This is a genomic window from Desulfatibacillum aliphaticivorans DSM 15576, assembly GCF_000429905.1.
GTDB classification, from domain to species: Bacteria; Desulfobacterota; Desulfobacteria; order Desulfobacterales; family Desulfatibacillaceae; genus Desulfatibacillum; species Desulfatibacillum aliphaticivorans.
In genome coordinates this window covers 1-17,086 of sequence record NZ_AUCT01000017.1, presented here as the reverse complement: position 1 = coordinate 17,086, position 17,086 = coordinate 1, and the positions used below count along the sequence as shown (strand labels likewise).

Sequence of the window (17,086 nt, the reverse complement as noted above, 5' to 3'; positions counted from 1 at the left end):
GGATGGTTTGCAGATGACTCTCACTGAACTATATCAACTACAATCAGAGGCAGGGCAAGCTGGCAATAATGCACGAGAATTGCTTGCGCAAACGCATTGGTTTGCCGTTAATGTCGAGTTTGACCCAAAGACTGGCGATGCACTTCCGCAACCATTGTCTGCATTTCTTACCAAAATCGTAAGTGGTAAAAACGTGGAAGTGAAGCACGACCGTCTTTATCGCATCACGGAACATGCCCGTCCGTCAATACTCCGACTTTTCCGTTCGCTAAACGAAAATCCCCGCCGTGAACACGCCTTGCTGCCTGTTCGTGCAGTGCGTGAATTGGATGCCTCCAGTTTTATCAAGCTCAGTACTCGTCCTGGACGGAATATACGCGAGAAGCTTGCGGGTAAACCGTACTTGCAGGCTGTCCGACGTTTTCAGTCCGTCGATTTGACTGAAAACCGACTGCTGAAGGCATTTGTCACTCGCTTGCTTGAAATGCTTGAACTACGCCATAAATGCCTTGATGAAGCGGAGGACGAACTGGTTGTCCGCATACAGTCATGGTTGAATACAGATGATGCACACGCCATTTCGCCATGGAACAACCTGCCTCCGAACAATACGCTTCTTTCCCACCGTGACTATCGCAGAATATGGGATGCTTGGCGTTGGTTGCAAAGTCTTGACGATGATATTGCCCGTGACTTTTCGCAACTAAATGATCGCCAGAAAACGATGCAAATATGGAATCAGTATGCACAGATGTATCGGGAAGGCACACATTACTTTGCTGACATGCCCATTTTGTTTGCCTATGATGATTTCAAAGTAGAGCCATGGACTTCAACGCCTCTAACCAGTAAAGTAAAAGGTAAAATCAAACGATTTATCAGCTGTCCGTCTGTAACCCAACCTGCCTGCATTGATCTTGCTTACCTGCACCCACAGTACGCAACCACAACTTCAAATCGCCAAGAGAACAGAGAAAATTATTTATGGCAAGAGTGGAGTAATGAAGATGAGACCGTTGCTATGGGGATTTTCGATTCGGATGCAGCCCATCTTCATCCCAATACAACAACAATCTCCCTGCCCGACCTTCTGTTTTCCCATGACGACACTTATACAGAAGAACACCTTGACCGTGCCGCACAAGCATTTACCAATCGCTTGAGCAAAACATTTCAACCCGATCAATTGCTCTGGCTTGTTCCCGATACCCTCAACGATTTTGACCTTGAGATTGTCAGACGCAATATCAACGCCCGCTTTCCAAATGCCCAGCCGCTCCCTCGCAGTGTTGCAGCCGTCTTTGAGCAAGTGGATTATGCAAAACTCAATAACGGTTTTGCCGTGTTGGTAATAGACACCATCGGAGGAGCAACTACCGCCACCAAACTTATTGCCCGCTCTGACCAAAAACTTAAAAAACAAATCCCCGAAACCAAAGGCTTTTATTGGGAGCGTTGCCCTACGATTATTCTCTCCCGTGACAAGCACCAAGCGTCCCAAATAGATAACCTTGATATGATCACGGTGGATGCCGACGGCAAATGGCACAATAAGACACAACCTTTAAAACCCTCTTTTATTGATCAGCAAACACTGAGGCATGATTCTCGAATCGGACAGTTTTCGTTCGTCATCAATATAAGCCGGAGTCCCGTTGCTGGAGGAGTGCGACTATACGACCTACAGAAACAGACGGAGGATATCCCCCTCTGGCGTGACCAAATCCCCGAACTTTCCATCAAAGTAATGCTCAACGGTCGCTATCAGCGGTTTTACCTTGTCTCACGGGGAACAACCGTTGTCCCCGTTCGCGGACAATCGATTTCAATTCCTGTCGGAAGTCATTTTACATTGCCTGCAGGGAAACGATTTTACCAGTTCCCAATCTTTCAAGGAGAAAATGAAGATGAAACAGGCTATTCCGCCCGTATCAACTCGCCAGCTTTCCCGCTGAAACAAGACAGTGAATGCAGCCTTCAACTCACCTTTGAATACGGTGCCGACGAACCGTATAAATTAGTTTTTACGCCAATAGACAAATCATTCCCGCCGATCCGCACAACGTGGCAACGCACTGAAGAAATTATCATCACTGATGCTCCCGCACCAGATTATCCCCAGCCAATGTCCTGGTATGACTTACAAAATTGGCGAGATGCACAAAAAAATGAGGTTAATTTATGCAAATGGCTAGTTGACTCATTAACTCGATTATTAGAAATGAACGGCGAATCACATGGAATGACAGTTAATAGTCGTTGGCGTTCAAAAATAGATAAAGATGGAAATATATACTGGTTTTCATTTGCCAATACAAACGACAGAAGAAACTGTTATCTGAATTCAAAACAATTCATTCAAAAATCAGAGGATGATCCAAATGAACTCTTTCCGATAGGAACATTACTTTATGGCAAAATAAGGGAGCAAAAAAACGGACTATCCGCATATAATATTTCGCCAAACGATTTGATTCCTCTTTCAAAAGAGGAAAAATTGCGCCTTTTACGCTTTAAAGAACGTAGTCTTCAAAACAGAATGACATTAATTTGGAGCAATTCTTTATCTATAAATGACAGGGACTGCCCAGGTGATTTTCATCAATCTATCGAGGTTTTGACAAGATGCATACTTGCAAAGATACCTCCAGAAGTAATCGAGAAGAAGATGCTTCTTCTACTATCCTGCATGCACAAGGACGCACCCGACGAATGCATCCAATGGATTACAGAGCAAGTTGAGAGCGGTCATATCCGTGATCCACGTGCTGTCGGTTTTGCCCTTGGCGACATTTCACAAAAATGGCAGCAATACATATTCGACCAGCTTGTATCACATCCAAATCATTCAGCAATCAGTGTGTTCGCATACGCAATCTGGCGGGAGCAGCATTTTGTTGAAAAATTTACTATTTCAAATTTGACTGCATTACTGAATTCGATCCTAAACCGGTTAAATAACCTCACTCCGACAAGAGTAAAAAATAAGTGGGAAAAAAGAGATTGGGTTCGAGCTGCCGCCGAACCGTTAGAGCTACTCCTCGGACTTTTGCGTACTCGTGCTTCAGATAATACCGAAATCAGGATGCTGCTCCAGCCCCATCAGGACATCACTAAGAAACTGGCAGAGCAAGTTGACAGAGTAGAGGAAGTTATCACTCAATCCAGTGCATCCCTCTTTTCTCGCGTACAGATTGATGTCAAAAAGCCCAAGGACGTGCGAAGCTCAGATTTAATCTACTCGCTACGCCTCTACCTCACCGGCGATGACGTCGCAAATACCATCCACATCACCAGCATTTCGGATGACGACAATGACTGAATATTTGCATGTTTACTGGGCAACGAGAGCAGTGTCTCGAATTAGCCTTCAAATTGAAAAGCCGGAAATGTTCCGCAACACACCAGATCTGCTATACGCATTGCGGATGTACCTAACGGGAGACTCTGGAGCAAACACCATTGTTATCACAGGAGTCAGTGATGAAGACTGAGGTTTGTTCAACACACCGCCGGGTATTCAATCGGGAATCGAACCCACGTCCGTTCTCTGTTTCGGGAAAATGTAGAGAATTAAATTTCTCTCGGCGTCCGGCAGTCTGAAGGGTTTTGATGTGTGGTAAGGTGTTGAATAAGCAGGATTTATGGATATGATTTGGTTTGGAGAACGAATTGGGGTAAGGCTCTGTGTCCTCCACCATCAACTTTTAAACAAACCGATCCTGTTGCCGAGTCCGGTAAACAGAATCGGTTTTTTTGTTTTGATAAATTAGCACCTTACGCAGACAAACGCATTCATCCGAATGCCGTGCAATCACTCCTGTTTCGGGGAATGTTGTTCAATTCCTTTCTCTGTCGGCATTATTTTCTCTGATTTTTCAGATTCCCTTTCGGGTTCAAGTCCGGCAGGAGCCGGGTTGGTTGAAGCCTGCTCCTGCTCGGTCATTTCCGCCTGATACTGCCGAAACGCTTCGGCAATTCCATCAAACAATTCATTAATATCCATACTTTTCTCCGTGTTTTGGTTTGTTTGAACCTTACTTACCGGAGAAACGGAGAACGTGTCGGTAACTGTTAAATCTTTTTTGATTGAGTGAAAAAATCGAGGGGCCTGTTGCACAAAATTCTTGCACGTGCCATATCAAATGTTATAACATCTTCAATCAGGTTGAAGATCGAGGTAAATTTTGCATCAAAAAGAATCAAGGTGGCGCAATGACCAAAGAATCAGAACCATTTTCTGAACGTGTAAAAAAAGTACGCAGTCAGTTAAACCTGAGCCAGGAAGACCTTGCCCATGCAATCGGGGTCAGCTTTGCCACGGTCAATCGGTGGGAAAACGGAAAGACTTTGCCATCCAAGCTGGCACGGCGTCAGTTTGAATATTTTTGCAACAAAAACGATGTAACTGCAAATAACTTGAAAAAGGATTGAAGCATACTATGATCACCCAGAATAATTTTCCCACACTGCTTGAATCCCTCGGGTTTACTAAAAAAAGAAATGTTTTTAGCAAAACGTTCGGATCAATTCCCTTGAGCGTTGATGTTTCCAAAGAGACCATTCACTATCCAGAGTCAGACGGGCTTGTGGTCAACGAACGTCAGACCTGCAACTTTTCAGCAAATGAAAATTTTGTTGTCTTCGAATGCGTGCATCGCCTTTTGGATAAAGGGTATAAGCCGGAACATATTGAGCTGGAACCGAAATGGAAACTGGGTCGGGGAGCCAGTGGCGGGCGGGCTGATATTTTGGTGAAAGATAATTTTGGCAAGCCATTACTGATTATTGAATGCAAAACGGCCGGGGGGGAATTCAAAAAAGCGTGGAACAAAACCCTTCAAGACGGGGATCAGCTTTTCAGTTATGCTCCGCAGATCAGCGAAACTCAATTTTTATGCCTCTACACCTCGGATTTTGACAATGACACATTGTCATACCAGAGCCATATCATCGCTCATCGGGACAATGAGCTGTACCTTGCAGCAAATCCCCATTTTAAAACATTTCGCAGTGTAACTGATGTTAAGGAGCGCTTTACGGTCTGGCGTGACACGTACAAACTTGATTTTACTACCAAAGGAATTTTCGAAGAAAACATCCAACCCTACCAGATCGGCAAAGACAAGTATTCACTTGCCGACCTTCATGCCATATCTGCCACTGACCAGCAGAAGAAATACCATGAGTTTGCCACCATTCTTAGGCAGCATAACGTGTCCGGCCGGGAAAACGCTTTTGATAAGCTGATCAATCTATTTCTGTGCAAACTGGTGGATGAGATTGAAAATCCCGACGACCTGAAATTTTATTGGAAGGGTGTGGCCTATGACAGCCATTTTGACCTGATGGACCGCCTTCAGCAGCTCTACCAGTCGGGGATGGACAAGTTTCTCGGTGAGGATATCACTTATATAAATCAGGATGATGTCAACAACGCCCTTCGATTTATCCGCCAGAACCCGGACGCCACACAGCGGGCGGTATGGAACCTGTTTATTCAACAAAAATTTTTCACCAATAACGACTTTTCACTCATCGATGTCCATAACGAACGGCTTTTTTACCAGAACGCCGAGGTGCTGCTGAAAATTCTGCAAATGTTTAGGATATTCGTCTTACGAATCCCAACGGCCATAACCAGTTTTTGGGCGACATGTTTGAGGGGTTTCTCGATCAGGGCGTCAAGCAGAGTGAAGGACAGTTTTTCACCCCCATGCCCATTTGCCGGTTTATCCTGATGAGCCTGCCCTTGGAAAGCCTGATTCGTGACAATCCCGCTCCGCCTTTAGCCATTGACTATGCCTGCGGCGCCGGGCATTTTTTAACTGAACTGGCCTTGCAGGTGCACCCCCTTCTTACGCAGCACAAACCCCAGGCAAAACCGGCTGAATACCATAAGGCCATGGTGGGTATCGAAAAGGAATACCGACTTTCCAAAGTCGCCAAAGTCTCTGCCTTCATGTACGGTCAGCAGGAGATTCAAATCTGTTACGGAGACGCATTGATAAACCGGCATGACGCTTTTTCGGATATCCGCGACGGCCATTTTGACCTGCTTGTGGCGAATCCGCCATACAGCGTTCGCGGCTTTCTTGAAACTCTGCCCGAAGAGGAACGCAAGGCCTACACACTCTCAGGAACAATCAACGACGCTGAAACAGCAAACAGTATCGAGACGTTTTTTATCGAGCGGGCCAAACAGTTACTGAAAAGCGGAGGCGTGGCTGCCATTATTCTACCCTCATCCATCCTCTCCAATGGTGGCGGCACATATATCCGCGCCCGGGAAATTCTACTGCAATACTTTGACATCGTTGCCATTGCCGAATTCGGAAGCGGCACCTTTGGCAAGACCGGCACCAACACCGTCACAATGTTCCTGCGCCGCAAGCCGACACAACCGGACACAGCCGAACATTACCGCGGGCGGGTAAATGATTGGTTCAAGGACGCGGGAGCCGGAAAACAAAAACAGGAGATTTATAAAGACGCACATCTGCTTGAAGCCTATTGCGCCCATATCGGTGTGCCGCAAGAAGATTATCGGACCTTGCTGAGCGGTGATACCAAAGGGACATGGAAAAAGCAGGCGCATTTTCAACCGTACCATGACCCGTTCATGAATAGTACGGAACTGAAAAACCTGAAAAAGACAAAAAAATTTAAGGATCTGAGCAAAGATGAGCAGACCGCTGAAATTGCTAAACGCTATCTGGCCCATGTGCGATCAATGGAACGGGATAAACTCTATCATTTTGTCACGGCCTCGGATCAGAAAAATCCGGTGCTGATTATCCGAAGTCCGTCCGGCACAAAGGAGATCAAGCAATTCCTCGGCTACGAATGGTCAAGCGCCAAGGGAGACGAAGGCATCAAGTTGATCGAGGACGCTTCCGGCAAGCATGTGACCACGCTTTATGACGGGCCGGACCGCGACAATCCGACGATGTTTAATCGGATCAATCCGGCCAAACTGAACAGCCATATTGCCGCGAATTTTGAGGGAACGATTGGAACGATTCCGGCAGAATTATGCGACGTGGCCAACCATGCGCGGTTGGTGGATATGCTGGATTTTTCTAGAGCTGTTTTTGAAAAGCAGTTATCATTGGCAGTTAAAAGAACGGTTCACATAAAAAGCAAATGGCCACAAGTAAGGCTCGGAAATGTTTGTAGTTTTGAATATGGAAAACCGTTACCAGAGAAGAAGAGGCATGCGGGACCGTATCCTGTCATGGGCTCAAATGGCAGAGTTGGATTCCATGATGAATATCTTGTAAAGGGGCCTGCGATAATAATCGGAAGAAAAGGCTCCGCTGGTGCGGTTGTGTGGGAAACAGAGAATTGTTTCCCTATTGATACAACGTTCTATATCAAAACAAAGCAAAAAGACATAGATGTGTATTTTTTGTTCCAAATTTTAAAGGGATTGGACTTAGGGCACTTGCATGGCGGTGTTGGTGTGCCAGGTCTGAACCGAAATGAGGCTTACGAATTGCCAATGCCTCTGCCTCCAATTGGTGTACAGAGTCAGATTGTTAAAGAATGCAAGAAGGTAGATATTGGAATCGCCTCTGCTGATGATGTAATAGCCAAAGCATCGGCAGACATAAACAACGAAGTTGAGTCCATCTACGCCTCCAAGGCTCCCCGGATCGAAATCGCCAAGCTGAGCAGCAACATCCAATACGGCCTGAACGAAAAGATGAACGAGGCAAGAATCGGCTATAAGATTTTCCGAATGAATGAAATCGTTCAAGGCCGAATGGTGGATAACGGTTCGATGAAGTGCGCCGACATCAGCGCCGATGAGTTCGCCAAGTACCGTCTCAACAAAGGAGACCTGCTTTTTATTCGTTCCAATGGCAGTCTTGAGCACATTGGTAAGGTTGGCCTGTTCGATCTTGATGGGGACTACTGTTATGCCTCGTATTTGGTAAGGGTTGTACCTGACATATCCAAAGCGCTGCCAAAGTATTTAGGATGCATTATGAATTCCTCAACGTTCCGCAAAGGAATGGTTGGACTCGCAGTGAAGTCTGGAGGTACCAACAATATCAACGCCACCAAGATGAAAAACATTAAAGTGCCTGTGCCGTCATTGGCCGAACAGAAGAAATTCGTCGCCAAAATCGAAGCCCTGGAAAAAAAGATTGAGGATGCCCAGACCATTATCGATACCGCACCCGCCAGAAAAGAGGCGATGATGAAGAAATATCTGTGAGGTGACCCGATGGCCAAGTTCAACCCTAAATTCACCATAACCAACCGGATGACCGCCGCAATCACGCAGATTGAACGGGCGCGCGGTTTTTTGGAAGCGGCACGTTTGTCCGATGACTGGGTACGGGATATGGGCGCAGAGGCGTTAATCAAGGAAGCCCATCACACAACCCACATCGAAGGCACACAGTTGACCCTCGATCAGGCGGAACGCCTGTGGCGCGGTGAAGCGGTGCCGGAAGCCGATCCGGATGATGCGCGGGAGCTGCTTAATTATCGCTCTGCTTTTGAATTCGTTTCGGATTGCCTCGACAGTGGTGACCCGATCACTGAAGGACTGATTCGGGAGATTCACCGCAAACTGGTGGAAGGTGTGCGAGGCGGCAAAGCTGATCCCGGCAATTACCGACGCATCCAAAACTATGTGGCCAACTCATCAACCGGCGAAGTGATTTACACCCCGCCATCCGCCGTGGAAGTACCGATCATGATGTCGGAAATGGTGAAATGGCTGAACGGTGATCTTGATATACATCCAGTGCTGATCAGCGGTATCGCCCAGTTTCAGCTGGTGCATATTCACCCTTTCCTCGATGGCAACGGCCGCACCTCGCGCTTGCTCTCGACGCTATGTCTTTATAAAGCCGGATATGACTTCAAGCGCTTGTTCACCATCAGCGAATATTACGACCGTGACCGGCCGACCTTCTACAAGAAGATCCAGAGCGTCCGTGAAAACGACATGGATATGACCGGTTGGCTCGATTACTTCATCACCGGCCTTGAAACCCAGATGATCGAAGTCAAAGAGCGTGGTGAGCAGGTTATCAAACGGGATGTTATGGTGCAAAAGCATAGCCTGAATGAACGCCAAGGCAAAGCTGTTGGCTACTTGCTTCAAAACGGCAAGCTAACCATTCAGGATTTTGAAAGCATCTGCCCCGATGTAAATCGACGTAGCCTCCAGCGCGACCTCAAAGGAATGCTTGATAAACAGCTGATTAGCAGTGAAGGAGCAACCCACCATCAGGAGTATAAACTGGTCTGAATGTTTGCGACAACTTCGCGACAAAGTTTGCGACAGGTTCACGACATTCTTTGTGACATGGCCATTTTCAGACTCGGGTTTGCGGAGTGATTACAGGTAGCCTCCGCTCGGGAATCGAACCCACGTCCGTTCTCTGTTTCGGGAAAATGTAGAGAATTAAATTTCTCTCGGTGTCCGACAGCCTAAAGGGTCTTGATGCGCGGTAAGAGTTTGAATAAACAGGGATTATGGATATGTTTTGGTTTGGAGAACGAATTGGGGTAAGGCTCCGTATCCTCCACCAAATAATCGGGCTTGAATAAAGGCCTGATTTACGCAAAAAGCCCAGACCGCCAGCGGCCTGGGCTTTTTCATTTTGGTATGCACTGGGTATGTTTTGCGATGCACATCAAATCATGGATTTTTCAATTTTATTCGTTCCATTGTCTTCCAATAATCATCAGTCGTTTTTATCCCCGCTGTTCAGGCGTTTGCAGATATTTTTGTGGGCCTTATAGAGGTCGGTGTAGGCCTTGAACAGGGTGTCGTAGGTCTTTCTGTTGGACGGATTGGGCGTGTAGGTTGCACGATACCGGACTAATTCGGGAATCTGGGACCACTCGATCTCCCCCAGGCCCACGGCTGCGATAAAGGCGGCTCCCCGGGCGTTGGCCGCCACGGGATCGCTCACCTGCCGGACGGTTCTGTCCAGGACGTCGGCGAAAATCTGGCACCACAGGTCTGAGCGGGCGCCTCCGCCCACAAAATTCATGGCATCCAGCCGTCTTCCCGCAAATTTCTCCACGTATTTCAGGCTCCAGCGAACGTTCAGGGCCACGCCTTCCATGACCGCCCTTACCATGTCGGCCGACGTGCTGGTGCGGGTGAGGTTGAACAGGCAGCCCCGGATAGTGGTGTCGTCCACAGGGGTGCGCTCGCCGTTGAGCCAGGGGGTGAAAATGACGTTGTTGGCGCCGGGCGGGGAGGTCTGGGCGATGCTGGTGAGCATTTCAAAGGGGTTTTCGTCCTCCTTGATTTCACCGATGCCCAGGACGTTCTGAACCAGCAGACTCAGGCATCCTCCGGCCATGTCCTGCTCATTGACGGAGGAGAACTTCCCCGGAATGGACGTAGGCAGAGACGCGATGGAATGAAAGATATCCGTCTTTTTAAAAGGCACGATGCACTGAACCCAAGAGGACGTGCCCACGTACAAATGGGCCTGATAATCCTCCACGGCCCCGGACCCCATGGCCGCGCATTGATGGTCCGGAGAGCCCTCCACCACCATGACGCCTTCGGGCAGGCCGATGGCCTCGGCCACCTCGGGCAGGACAGGCCCTAAAACGTGGGTGGAATCATACATGTCCGGCAGTTTTTCTTTGTCAATGCCCAGAGCGGCGATCAATTTATCGTCGTAATGGATGTTATGGGGATCCCGGACGTCCGACACCCAGAACAGAGTCATGGAGTCGTAACTGGCGGCGAATTTTCCCGTCAGCTTGAGATTGAAAAAATCCTTGGAAGGCAGAATCTTGTGGGCGTTTTTATAAACCTCGGGAAACTCCTTTTGAAAAAGAAGCATATGGGCGATGTCGTCCTTGCCCGACAAGGTGGGCCCTCCCGCGGTTTTGTGGATCCACTTCAAGGCTTTGGGTACGTGGTAGCCCAGAACCGAGGGAAAACCCTTCATAAACTCCCGGACGTACTTGCCGCCCCGGGAATCCATCCAGCTCAGGGCGTTCATGAGGTGCTTTCCGTCCTTATCCACCGCCACGGTGCTGGAAAAGGTGGAGGACACGCACATCCCCACGATGCTTTCCCGGGGCACGGAGCCCCGCTCGATCAAATGCCTGCAGGCGGCAATCAGCGCATCCCACCATTCCTGGGGATCCTGTTCAGCGCCTCCTTCGGGCAGGAAAAACATCTCCGTTTTCCGGTAGGCGTAGTCCCGAACCTTCCCCTTCATGGAAACCAGACTGGCCTTCACTCCGGAGGTGCCATGGTCGATGGCCAGTATATGCTTGTCCGAAATGCTCATTTCCTTTCCTCATCTCCGGCGTCAACCCTCCCTGCAAACAAGAGGCTAAATGTCTAGTGTGGAAACCTTCCCCAAAGCATCCACATGCTGAACGATAACCCCGCTAAAAGAATCGGAATCCCCTTTTTTCTCATCCAGTTTCATGACCGGACTGACAAGGTCCAGAAAATCCTGGGGGTTGATGCACCCTTCGGGCGGCAGCACCCCTTTTTCCGTGATCTTGCCCAGAACCATAAGCATGGCGCCCACGGCCGCCGGTACGCCGGTGCCCTCCCCCAGGGCCTGGCTGCCGGAAGCCATGTGGAACCTGTACTCGCTGTAGGCGTCTTCCTTCCTGCCTTTGACGACCACGCTGCAGCATCCCCGCTGGGAGCCGAATCGGGTCTCCTTTAAAATCCTTTCCCGCTCCCGGATGATGTAAGCCAGGGCGAAATCGTACGGAACGACGCTTTGGCCGTTCACGTCCAGGGATTCTTTGCCGGAAAGGCCCAGACGGCACATGTCCCGGGTCAAATCGTAATATTCCGAAGGCAGCACGGTCCCCTTGTTGGTGACCTGCCGGGTCTTGATGTATCGGGGCAATGTCACTTGTTCCGGGTGGGGATACGGGTATAAAAGCACGTCCCCTCCCAAAACCGGGAAGTCGAATGTCTGGCGCAGGGCGATGCCGTCCTCTTCGAAATATTTGACGTATTTCAACTCCCCGTCCAAAAACATGGGGATGTCTATGCTCATGCAATGAAAACGGTGGCCGATCACGCCCGGCCCCTCAAAAGGCTCGCCTCCGTGGGCGTGAAAAATATCGATGGACTCCACTTCATCCAGCAAGGCGTCGGCCGCAAACTTGGCCAGCAGATTGGTCGCCCCCGGCGAACTGCCCATGCCGATGCACGCAGACACCCCGGCTTCCTTGGCCTTTTTGTCCCAATTCAGAATATCCAGCGTTACGTCAACGTCATCGCACACGTCCACATAATTAATCCCCGACTCCAGAACCGCATCCAGGATGATCTTGACCGACTTGTAAAACGGCCCCACGCAGTTGACCACCACGTCAGCCCCTTGAATGGCCGCTTTGATGCTTTCCGGATCCAAGGCGTCCGTCTGCACGAAACCGACTTTGTCCGATCCCCATTCCCCAATGAGGCTTTCGGCCCGCTCCCTGTTCTGATCGGCCAGAATCACTTGGGAAAAAAGATCCTGGCCCGCCAAGGTCTTGGAAGCCACCGTGCCTACCGCACCACATCCACCGAGAACCACTGCTTTTGCCATGACGCCCTCCCCTCCTTATGAGCTGAATTATTTTAAATGAACTTTGTTAAAATCAGCTCTCTTTGTCAAGCAAAAACATACTTTGGAAATTTTTTTTCATTTTATAACACAATTCAGTGAAGCTGAATAGTAAAAATGGATTTTGTACTGATTTTTCAGACTAATTTTGAAGCAGCTTAACCTTTGGAACCGGTGGACGCTCTCCCAAAAAAATTTTACATCGTGTATTGACTAAGAGGTCAAATGTAAAGTATGAATATTATTGCTCGCTATTCAGTATTTTTTCGCAAACCGGCCCAAGAGCCCCTGGCCTTAAAGGTTCTTCGCCGGCGCCGGCATATGTCGAGTTCATCGTCACGCTTGCATCACGGGGGGATTTTTCCATGTTTGTTATGTTGGGAGAGCTTTTTAAGAAAAAATTTGCAGTGCGCATCAACTGGTGGAATTTTTATGTCCCGATTTTTCACAATTTGGTGAAGCTGCTTCACCATGCGGAAAATCCGTACATCGGCTGGATGGTCAGACGGGCAGCCCTGATCAATGACAAGAAAATACATTTCACCCAGGGAACGGTCATCCCTTTGGAAGCGGAGCTGAACAAAAAGGGAAGCCAGGGCAGCACGGTCATGCCTATCCATTTAGTGGAGAAGCTGATCCGCGAGGCGCCCGACCGGTATATCGTGCACAGGTGTCTTTGCCGCGATGGCAATAACTGCCAGGACTTCCCCCATGACCACGCCTGCATTTTTTTGGGCCAGGGGTCCCATGTCACCTATGAAAACGGGATTTCCCGCAAGGCCTCGGTGGAGGAAGCCATCGAGCATTTGCACAAAGGCGTGGAGCTTGGGCTAATCTGCCAGTGCCTGTGGATCGAGGCGGAGCAGTATTTTTGGGGCTTTCCCAAGGATAAGATGCAAAATTTCCTGGAAGTCTGCTTTTGCTGCCCCTGCTGCTGCCTGTCTTTGAATTCGTGCAAAAAAATCACGGAAGTCTTCGGCGACAGGATTCAAAGCATCGGCTGGGAAGCGCGGGTGAGCGGCGATTGCATCGCCTGCGGAAAATGCGTGGAGGTCTGCCCCATGCACGCCATTGTCCTGGGCGAGGAACAAGCTGAAATACAGGGCCGGTGCATCGGGTGCGGGCTGTGCGCAAGCAATTGTCCCACGGACGCCATGGAGCTTTACCAAAAAGCCCCGTTAAAAGACGACATCAAGGACTATTTCTGGGGATTCCGGCCCGACGTGTAGCAATTTAACGGTACGGCCTCAACTTTCGGGATTGCAGTCAAAATGTTGTCGGATGAACCTGCGAACAAAGGCGTCGGGATTTAAGCTGGCTAAAGGCCTATTTTTTGACCTGGGGCCAGTTGAGCACCGTGGAGGGGGCGGAGCTCTTGTACACCGCGCGGGCTTTTTTACCGAACGGGACGCCCAGCTTTTTCATGCGATTCCTCAAGGTCATGGGGTGCATCCCCAGGATTTCAGCCGCCCCGCCCTTGCCTTCCACCCGGCCCTTGGCAAGGACCAGAGCTTTGCGCATGAGGTCGGCCATGGCCTGATCCATGGTGGGCAGGCTGAGGGATTCCACATTTTTGGTTTTGGGGCCGGGTTTGAGGCCCAGGTCGAATTCCTGAAAGACGGGTTTTTTGCCGCCGCTCAGGATCAAGGCCCGCTCCACGGCGTTTTCCAGTTCGCGCACGTTGCCGGGCCAGGAGTAATCCATGAGCTTGTCCATGGCGCCGGGCGCCAGGGGCGGAATGGTTCCCAGCTTCATGTCCAGGCTCTTAATGCGGACGAAATGCTGGACCAGGGAGGGTATGTCGCCCTTGCGGTCCCTCAAGGGTGGAATGACGATGGGGAACACCTTAAGCCGAAACAGCAAATCCTGGCGAAAACGGCCCATGGAAACCAAGCCGTCCAGGTTCCGGTGGGTGGCTGCAATAACCCGAATATCCACATGGGTGGTTTCCGCGGCGCCCACGCGTTCGATTTCCTTTTCCTGAAGCACCCGCAGCAGGCGCACCTGGGCCTCGGGGGAAAGCTCGGCCACTTCGTCCAGAAAAATCGTTCCCTCGTCCGCGCGCTCAAAGCGGCCGCGCTTCATGGACGAGGCGCCGGTGAAGGCGCCCTTTTCATGGCCGAAAAGTTCGGAATCAATGAGGGTGTCCGGAATGGCGCCGCAATTGACTTTGATGAGCGGGCCGTTTCGCCGGGGGGACGCCCTGTGCACCGCTGACGCGATCAACTCTTTGCCCACGCCCGTTTCGCCCAGCAAAAGCACGGGGCTCTCAAGGGGAGCGACCTGACGCGCCATTTCCATCACGCCCCTTAGGCCGTAATCGGCGCCCACAACCTCGTTTTCGGAAAAGGCCTCCTCATTCTCCTGAAAATAGGGGTTGTCGTCGGTCAGCAGTTCTTTGAGCTTGTTTAACTCGCGTTGCCGCATGCTGTTGCTTAAGGCCACGGCGAAAGGTTCGTTCAACAGGCGGAATAATTGCTCGTGCCTGGCCGTATAGGTTTTGCCCACTTCTCCGTGGAGAGTCAAAACGCCTATCAGCCGGCCTTCGATCACCAGGTCGAGAATCAGGGCGGATTGGACCGCGCCGCCGAAATACCGGCTCACCTCTTCCGCCACAGGGTCGTCGCTGACCCGGTTGACCCTGCGCAAACGCTGAGAACGCTGGGCCTCCACCTGCCGGCGGGCCTTTTCGGACAGATGGGTCTTGACCGAAAGCCGGCCGTATTTTCCCGGGGTGGCTTGGGCCACGGTTTCAGCGACTCCAGTAACCGGGTTGTATAGATGCAGGCTCATCTGGGAAGCGGGAATATGCTCCCTGACATACAGCAGGGAGTGCCACAAGGCTTTTTCCACTTCCAGGCTGGAGCAAATTCTAAGAACGGTATTTTTAAAAAATTCATTTGGATCCGGATTCATAAGCCCCCCAATATACCTTATTTGATAGACAGGCTTATTTTCTACCACATATGTGGGCGTTTTTCAACGAATGTGGTAGAATTCCCGTTAAATCCATTCTAAATACACTGGCGCAAAACATAACCTCTTAAAAATACAATATATGCAATCTCAGTTCCATCTTGGCATGGGCTTTGCCATATCAGTCTTTTGAGATGCAAGGCCTTGCTCCAACCAGCCGTCACTTAAGGAGAAAAAATGAGCAACCATTCCGATCCTATGATCAGCATCATTGAAGAGGGAATCGACTTCGTCAAAAGGATGGGGTTGAAGGTGGTGGATTTAAAGAGGGGGTATTGTAAGCTGTCTGCACCCATCAAAGGAAATGAAAATCACATAGGAACCATGTATGCCGGCGCTCTGTTCACGCTGGCGGAAATCCCAGGCGGGGCCCTCAGCTGGTCCAGCTTTGACCTCAACAAGTTTTTTCCCATTATCAAGGAGATGAGCATTTCCTACCGCAGGCCGGTCACCACGGATGCGTATGTGGAAATTAGCATCTCGGAAGATGAAATCGCCCGTATCGAGGAGGAGGCATCCACCAAGGGAAAGAGTGATTTTATTTTGGAAGGCGAAATCAAGGATGAGTCCGGGCAGGTGACTGCGTTGAGCAAGGGCCTGTATCAGCTTCGCCTGCGCAAGTAGTTTTTCTTTACTGCTTGTGCAAAATGGGATTTGTCCCAGGCTTTTTCACAAGGATTGACCAAAGCCATCCCGGTTAAATCGGGATGAACCGAGACCGGAAAAACGGCGCAGGTTGCTGAACCTTGAGCCGCGACGCTATATTTGCGTCCAAAGTCCGGAACAACCAGCCAATTCTGAAAACGCCCTATTTTCAAAGATATATCCAAACGCCAGCATTAGTATTGACGTCGCAGGTTTAAGATGTTTGGCAGTCAAGGAGTACGCAGTATGTTTTGTGAAGACAAACCCTGGCTTGCGTCTTACGACAAAAATGTCGAAGGATGTGGGGAACTTATTTGCTGCGGCCCCCAGGTGATGCAGGGCTAATTGAATCGTCCGGAGGAAACCCTCAACGCCTTAAGGGAGCACGAGGGCGAAATCTGGATGCACACCGGGGAGGTGGGCAGGATGGCCGAGGACGGTTTCGTCTACGTGGTGGATCGCGCCAAAGACATGATCATTGTCGGCGGGTACAAAGTGTTTTCCTCGGAAGTGGAAGACAAGCTGTTCAAGCACCCGGCCATAGAGATGTGCGCTTTGGTCGGCGTCCCCAACCCCGAAAGGCCGGACAGCGAAATCGTGAAGATTTTCATCCAGAAAAGCGCCGCGTACAAGGACGTTTCCGACGAAAAAGACGCCCGCCCCCCTCCAGTCATAGGCGGGAATTGCATGGGTCACTGAACAAACTTAAAGTTTTCTTTGACCATAGAACGGCCGGCGGGTAATATTCATATTACTGCTTCTGACCGATCTTTTATTGATGAATTGCAACTACAATTTACTTTTAACTAAAGTTTCGCAGATGCTATAGACATCTGGTCAATTATTGTTTTTTCAATAATGTCAAGGATGTAATTCATGAC

General features: G+C 49.8%; 12 protein-coding genes. 8 read left to right on the top strand and 4 right to left on the bottom strand.

The features are described 5' to 3' along the window. Nucleotides 1–13 precede the first annotated feature (13 nt). On the top strand, nt 14–3,322 hold the full coding sequence (locus G491_RS0114745; RefSeq protein ID WP_157468316.1) for a DNA-binding protein: 3,309 nt from the start codon (nt 14–16) through the stop codon (nt 3,320–3,322). 492 nt (nt 3,323–3,814) lie between these two features. On the opposite strand, the gene G491_RS0114740 is transcribed toward G491_RS0114745, so the two are convergent. Further along, nucleotides 3,815–4,006 (bottom strand): hypothetical protein, encoded by a 192-nt coding sequence (locus G491_RS0114740; protein ID WP_028315137.1) that lies wholly within the window; start codon nt 4,004–4,006, stop codon nt 3,815–3,817. 209 nt (nt 4,007–4,215) lie between these two features. Between G491_RS0114740 and G491_RS0114735 the strand changes: the two genes are divergently transcribed. From G491_RS0114735 to G491_RS0114725, 4 genes are read left to right on the top strand one after another with little or no spacing between them, the layout of a single operon-like run. Continuing rightward, nucleotides 4,216–4,434 (top strand): helix-turn-helix domain-containing protein, encoded by a 219-nt coding sequence (locus G491_RS0114735; RefSeq protein ID WP_028315136.1) that lies wholly within the window; start codon nt 4,216–4,218, stop codon nt 4,432–4,434. A gap of 8 nt (nt 4,435–4,442) precedes the next feature. After that, complete coding sequence (locus G491_RS36105) at nt 4,443–5,741, top strand: type I restriction enzyme HsdR N-terminal domain-containing protein (protein WP_211239148.1); 1,299 nt, start codon at nt 4,443–4,445, stop codon at nt 5,739–5,741. After that, nucleotides 5,657–8,227 (top strand): restriction endonuclease subunit S, encoded by a 2,571-nt coding sequence (locus G491_RS30940; protein ID WP_211239147.1) that lies wholly within the window; start codon nt 5,657–5,659, stop codon nt 8,225–8,227. Before G491_RS36105 ends, G491_RS30940 begins: the two co-directional genes overlap by 85 nt. A 9-nt stretch (nt 8,228–8,236) precedes the next feature. Continuing rightward, nucleotides 8,237–9,274, top strand: a complete 1,038-nt coding sequence (locus G491_RS0114725) for a Fic family protein (RefSeq protein WP_028315135.1) — start codon at nt 8,237–8,239, stop codon at nt 9,272–9,274. A 439-nt stretch (nt 9,275–9,713) separates the two neighbouring features. Here the strand turns inward: G491_RS0114725 and G491_RS0114720 are convergent, their stop codons facing one another. Continuing rightward, nucleotides 9,714–11,294 carry a xylulokinase gene (locus G491_RS0114720; protein WP_028315134.1) on the bottom strand — a complete coding sequence of 527 codons (1,581 nt, stop codon included), beginning with the start codon at nt 11,292–11,294 and terminating at the stop codon, nt 9,714–9,716. Between the two features lie 45 nt (nt 11,295–11,339). Continuing rightward, complete coding sequence (locus tag G491_RS0114715; protein WP_028315133.1) at nt 11,340–12,566, bottom strand: saccharopine dehydrogenase family protein; 1,227 nt, start codon at nt 12,564–12,566, stop codon at nt 11,340–11,342. A gap of 383 nt (nt 12,567–12,949) precedes the next feature. Here G491_RS0114715 and G491_RS0114710 point away from each other — a divergent pair, with 383 nt between their 5' ends. After that, nucleotides 12,950–13,813: a ferredoxin family protein gene (locus G491_RS0114710; protein WP_028315132.1), complete on the top strand. Its 864-nt coding sequence runs from the start codon at nt 12,950–12,952 to the stop codon at nt 13,811–13,813. Between the two features lie 97 nt (nt 13,814–13,910). Here the strand turns inward: G491_RS0114710 and G491_RS30935 are convergent, their stop codons facing one another. After that, nucleotides 13,911–15,500: a sigma 54-interacting transcriptional regulator gene (locus G491_RS30935; RefSeq protein WP_035219037.1), complete on the bottom strand. Its 1,590-nt coding sequence runs from the start codon at nt 15,498–15,500 to the stop codon at nt 13,911–13,913. A 237-nt stretch (nt 15,501–15,737) separates the two neighbouring features. Between G491_RS30935 and G491_RS0114700 the strand changes: the two genes are divergently transcribed. Together G491_RS0114700 and G491_RS0114690 are read left to right on the top strand one after the other, a co-directional pair. Next, nucleotides 15,738–16,184 (top strand): PaaI family thioesterase, encoded by a 447-nt coding sequence (locus G491_RS0114700; protein ID WP_028315131.1) that lies wholly within the window; start codon nt 15,738–15,740, stop codon nt 16,182–16,184. A 366-nt stretch (nt 16,185–16,550) separates the two neighbouring features. After that, complete coding sequence (locus G491_RS0114690) at nt 16,551–16,904, top strand: AMP-binding protein (protein WP_028315130.1); 354 nt, start codon at nt 16,551–16,553, stop codon at nt 16,902–16,904. Nucleotides 16,905–17,086: the final 182 nt, after the last annotated feature.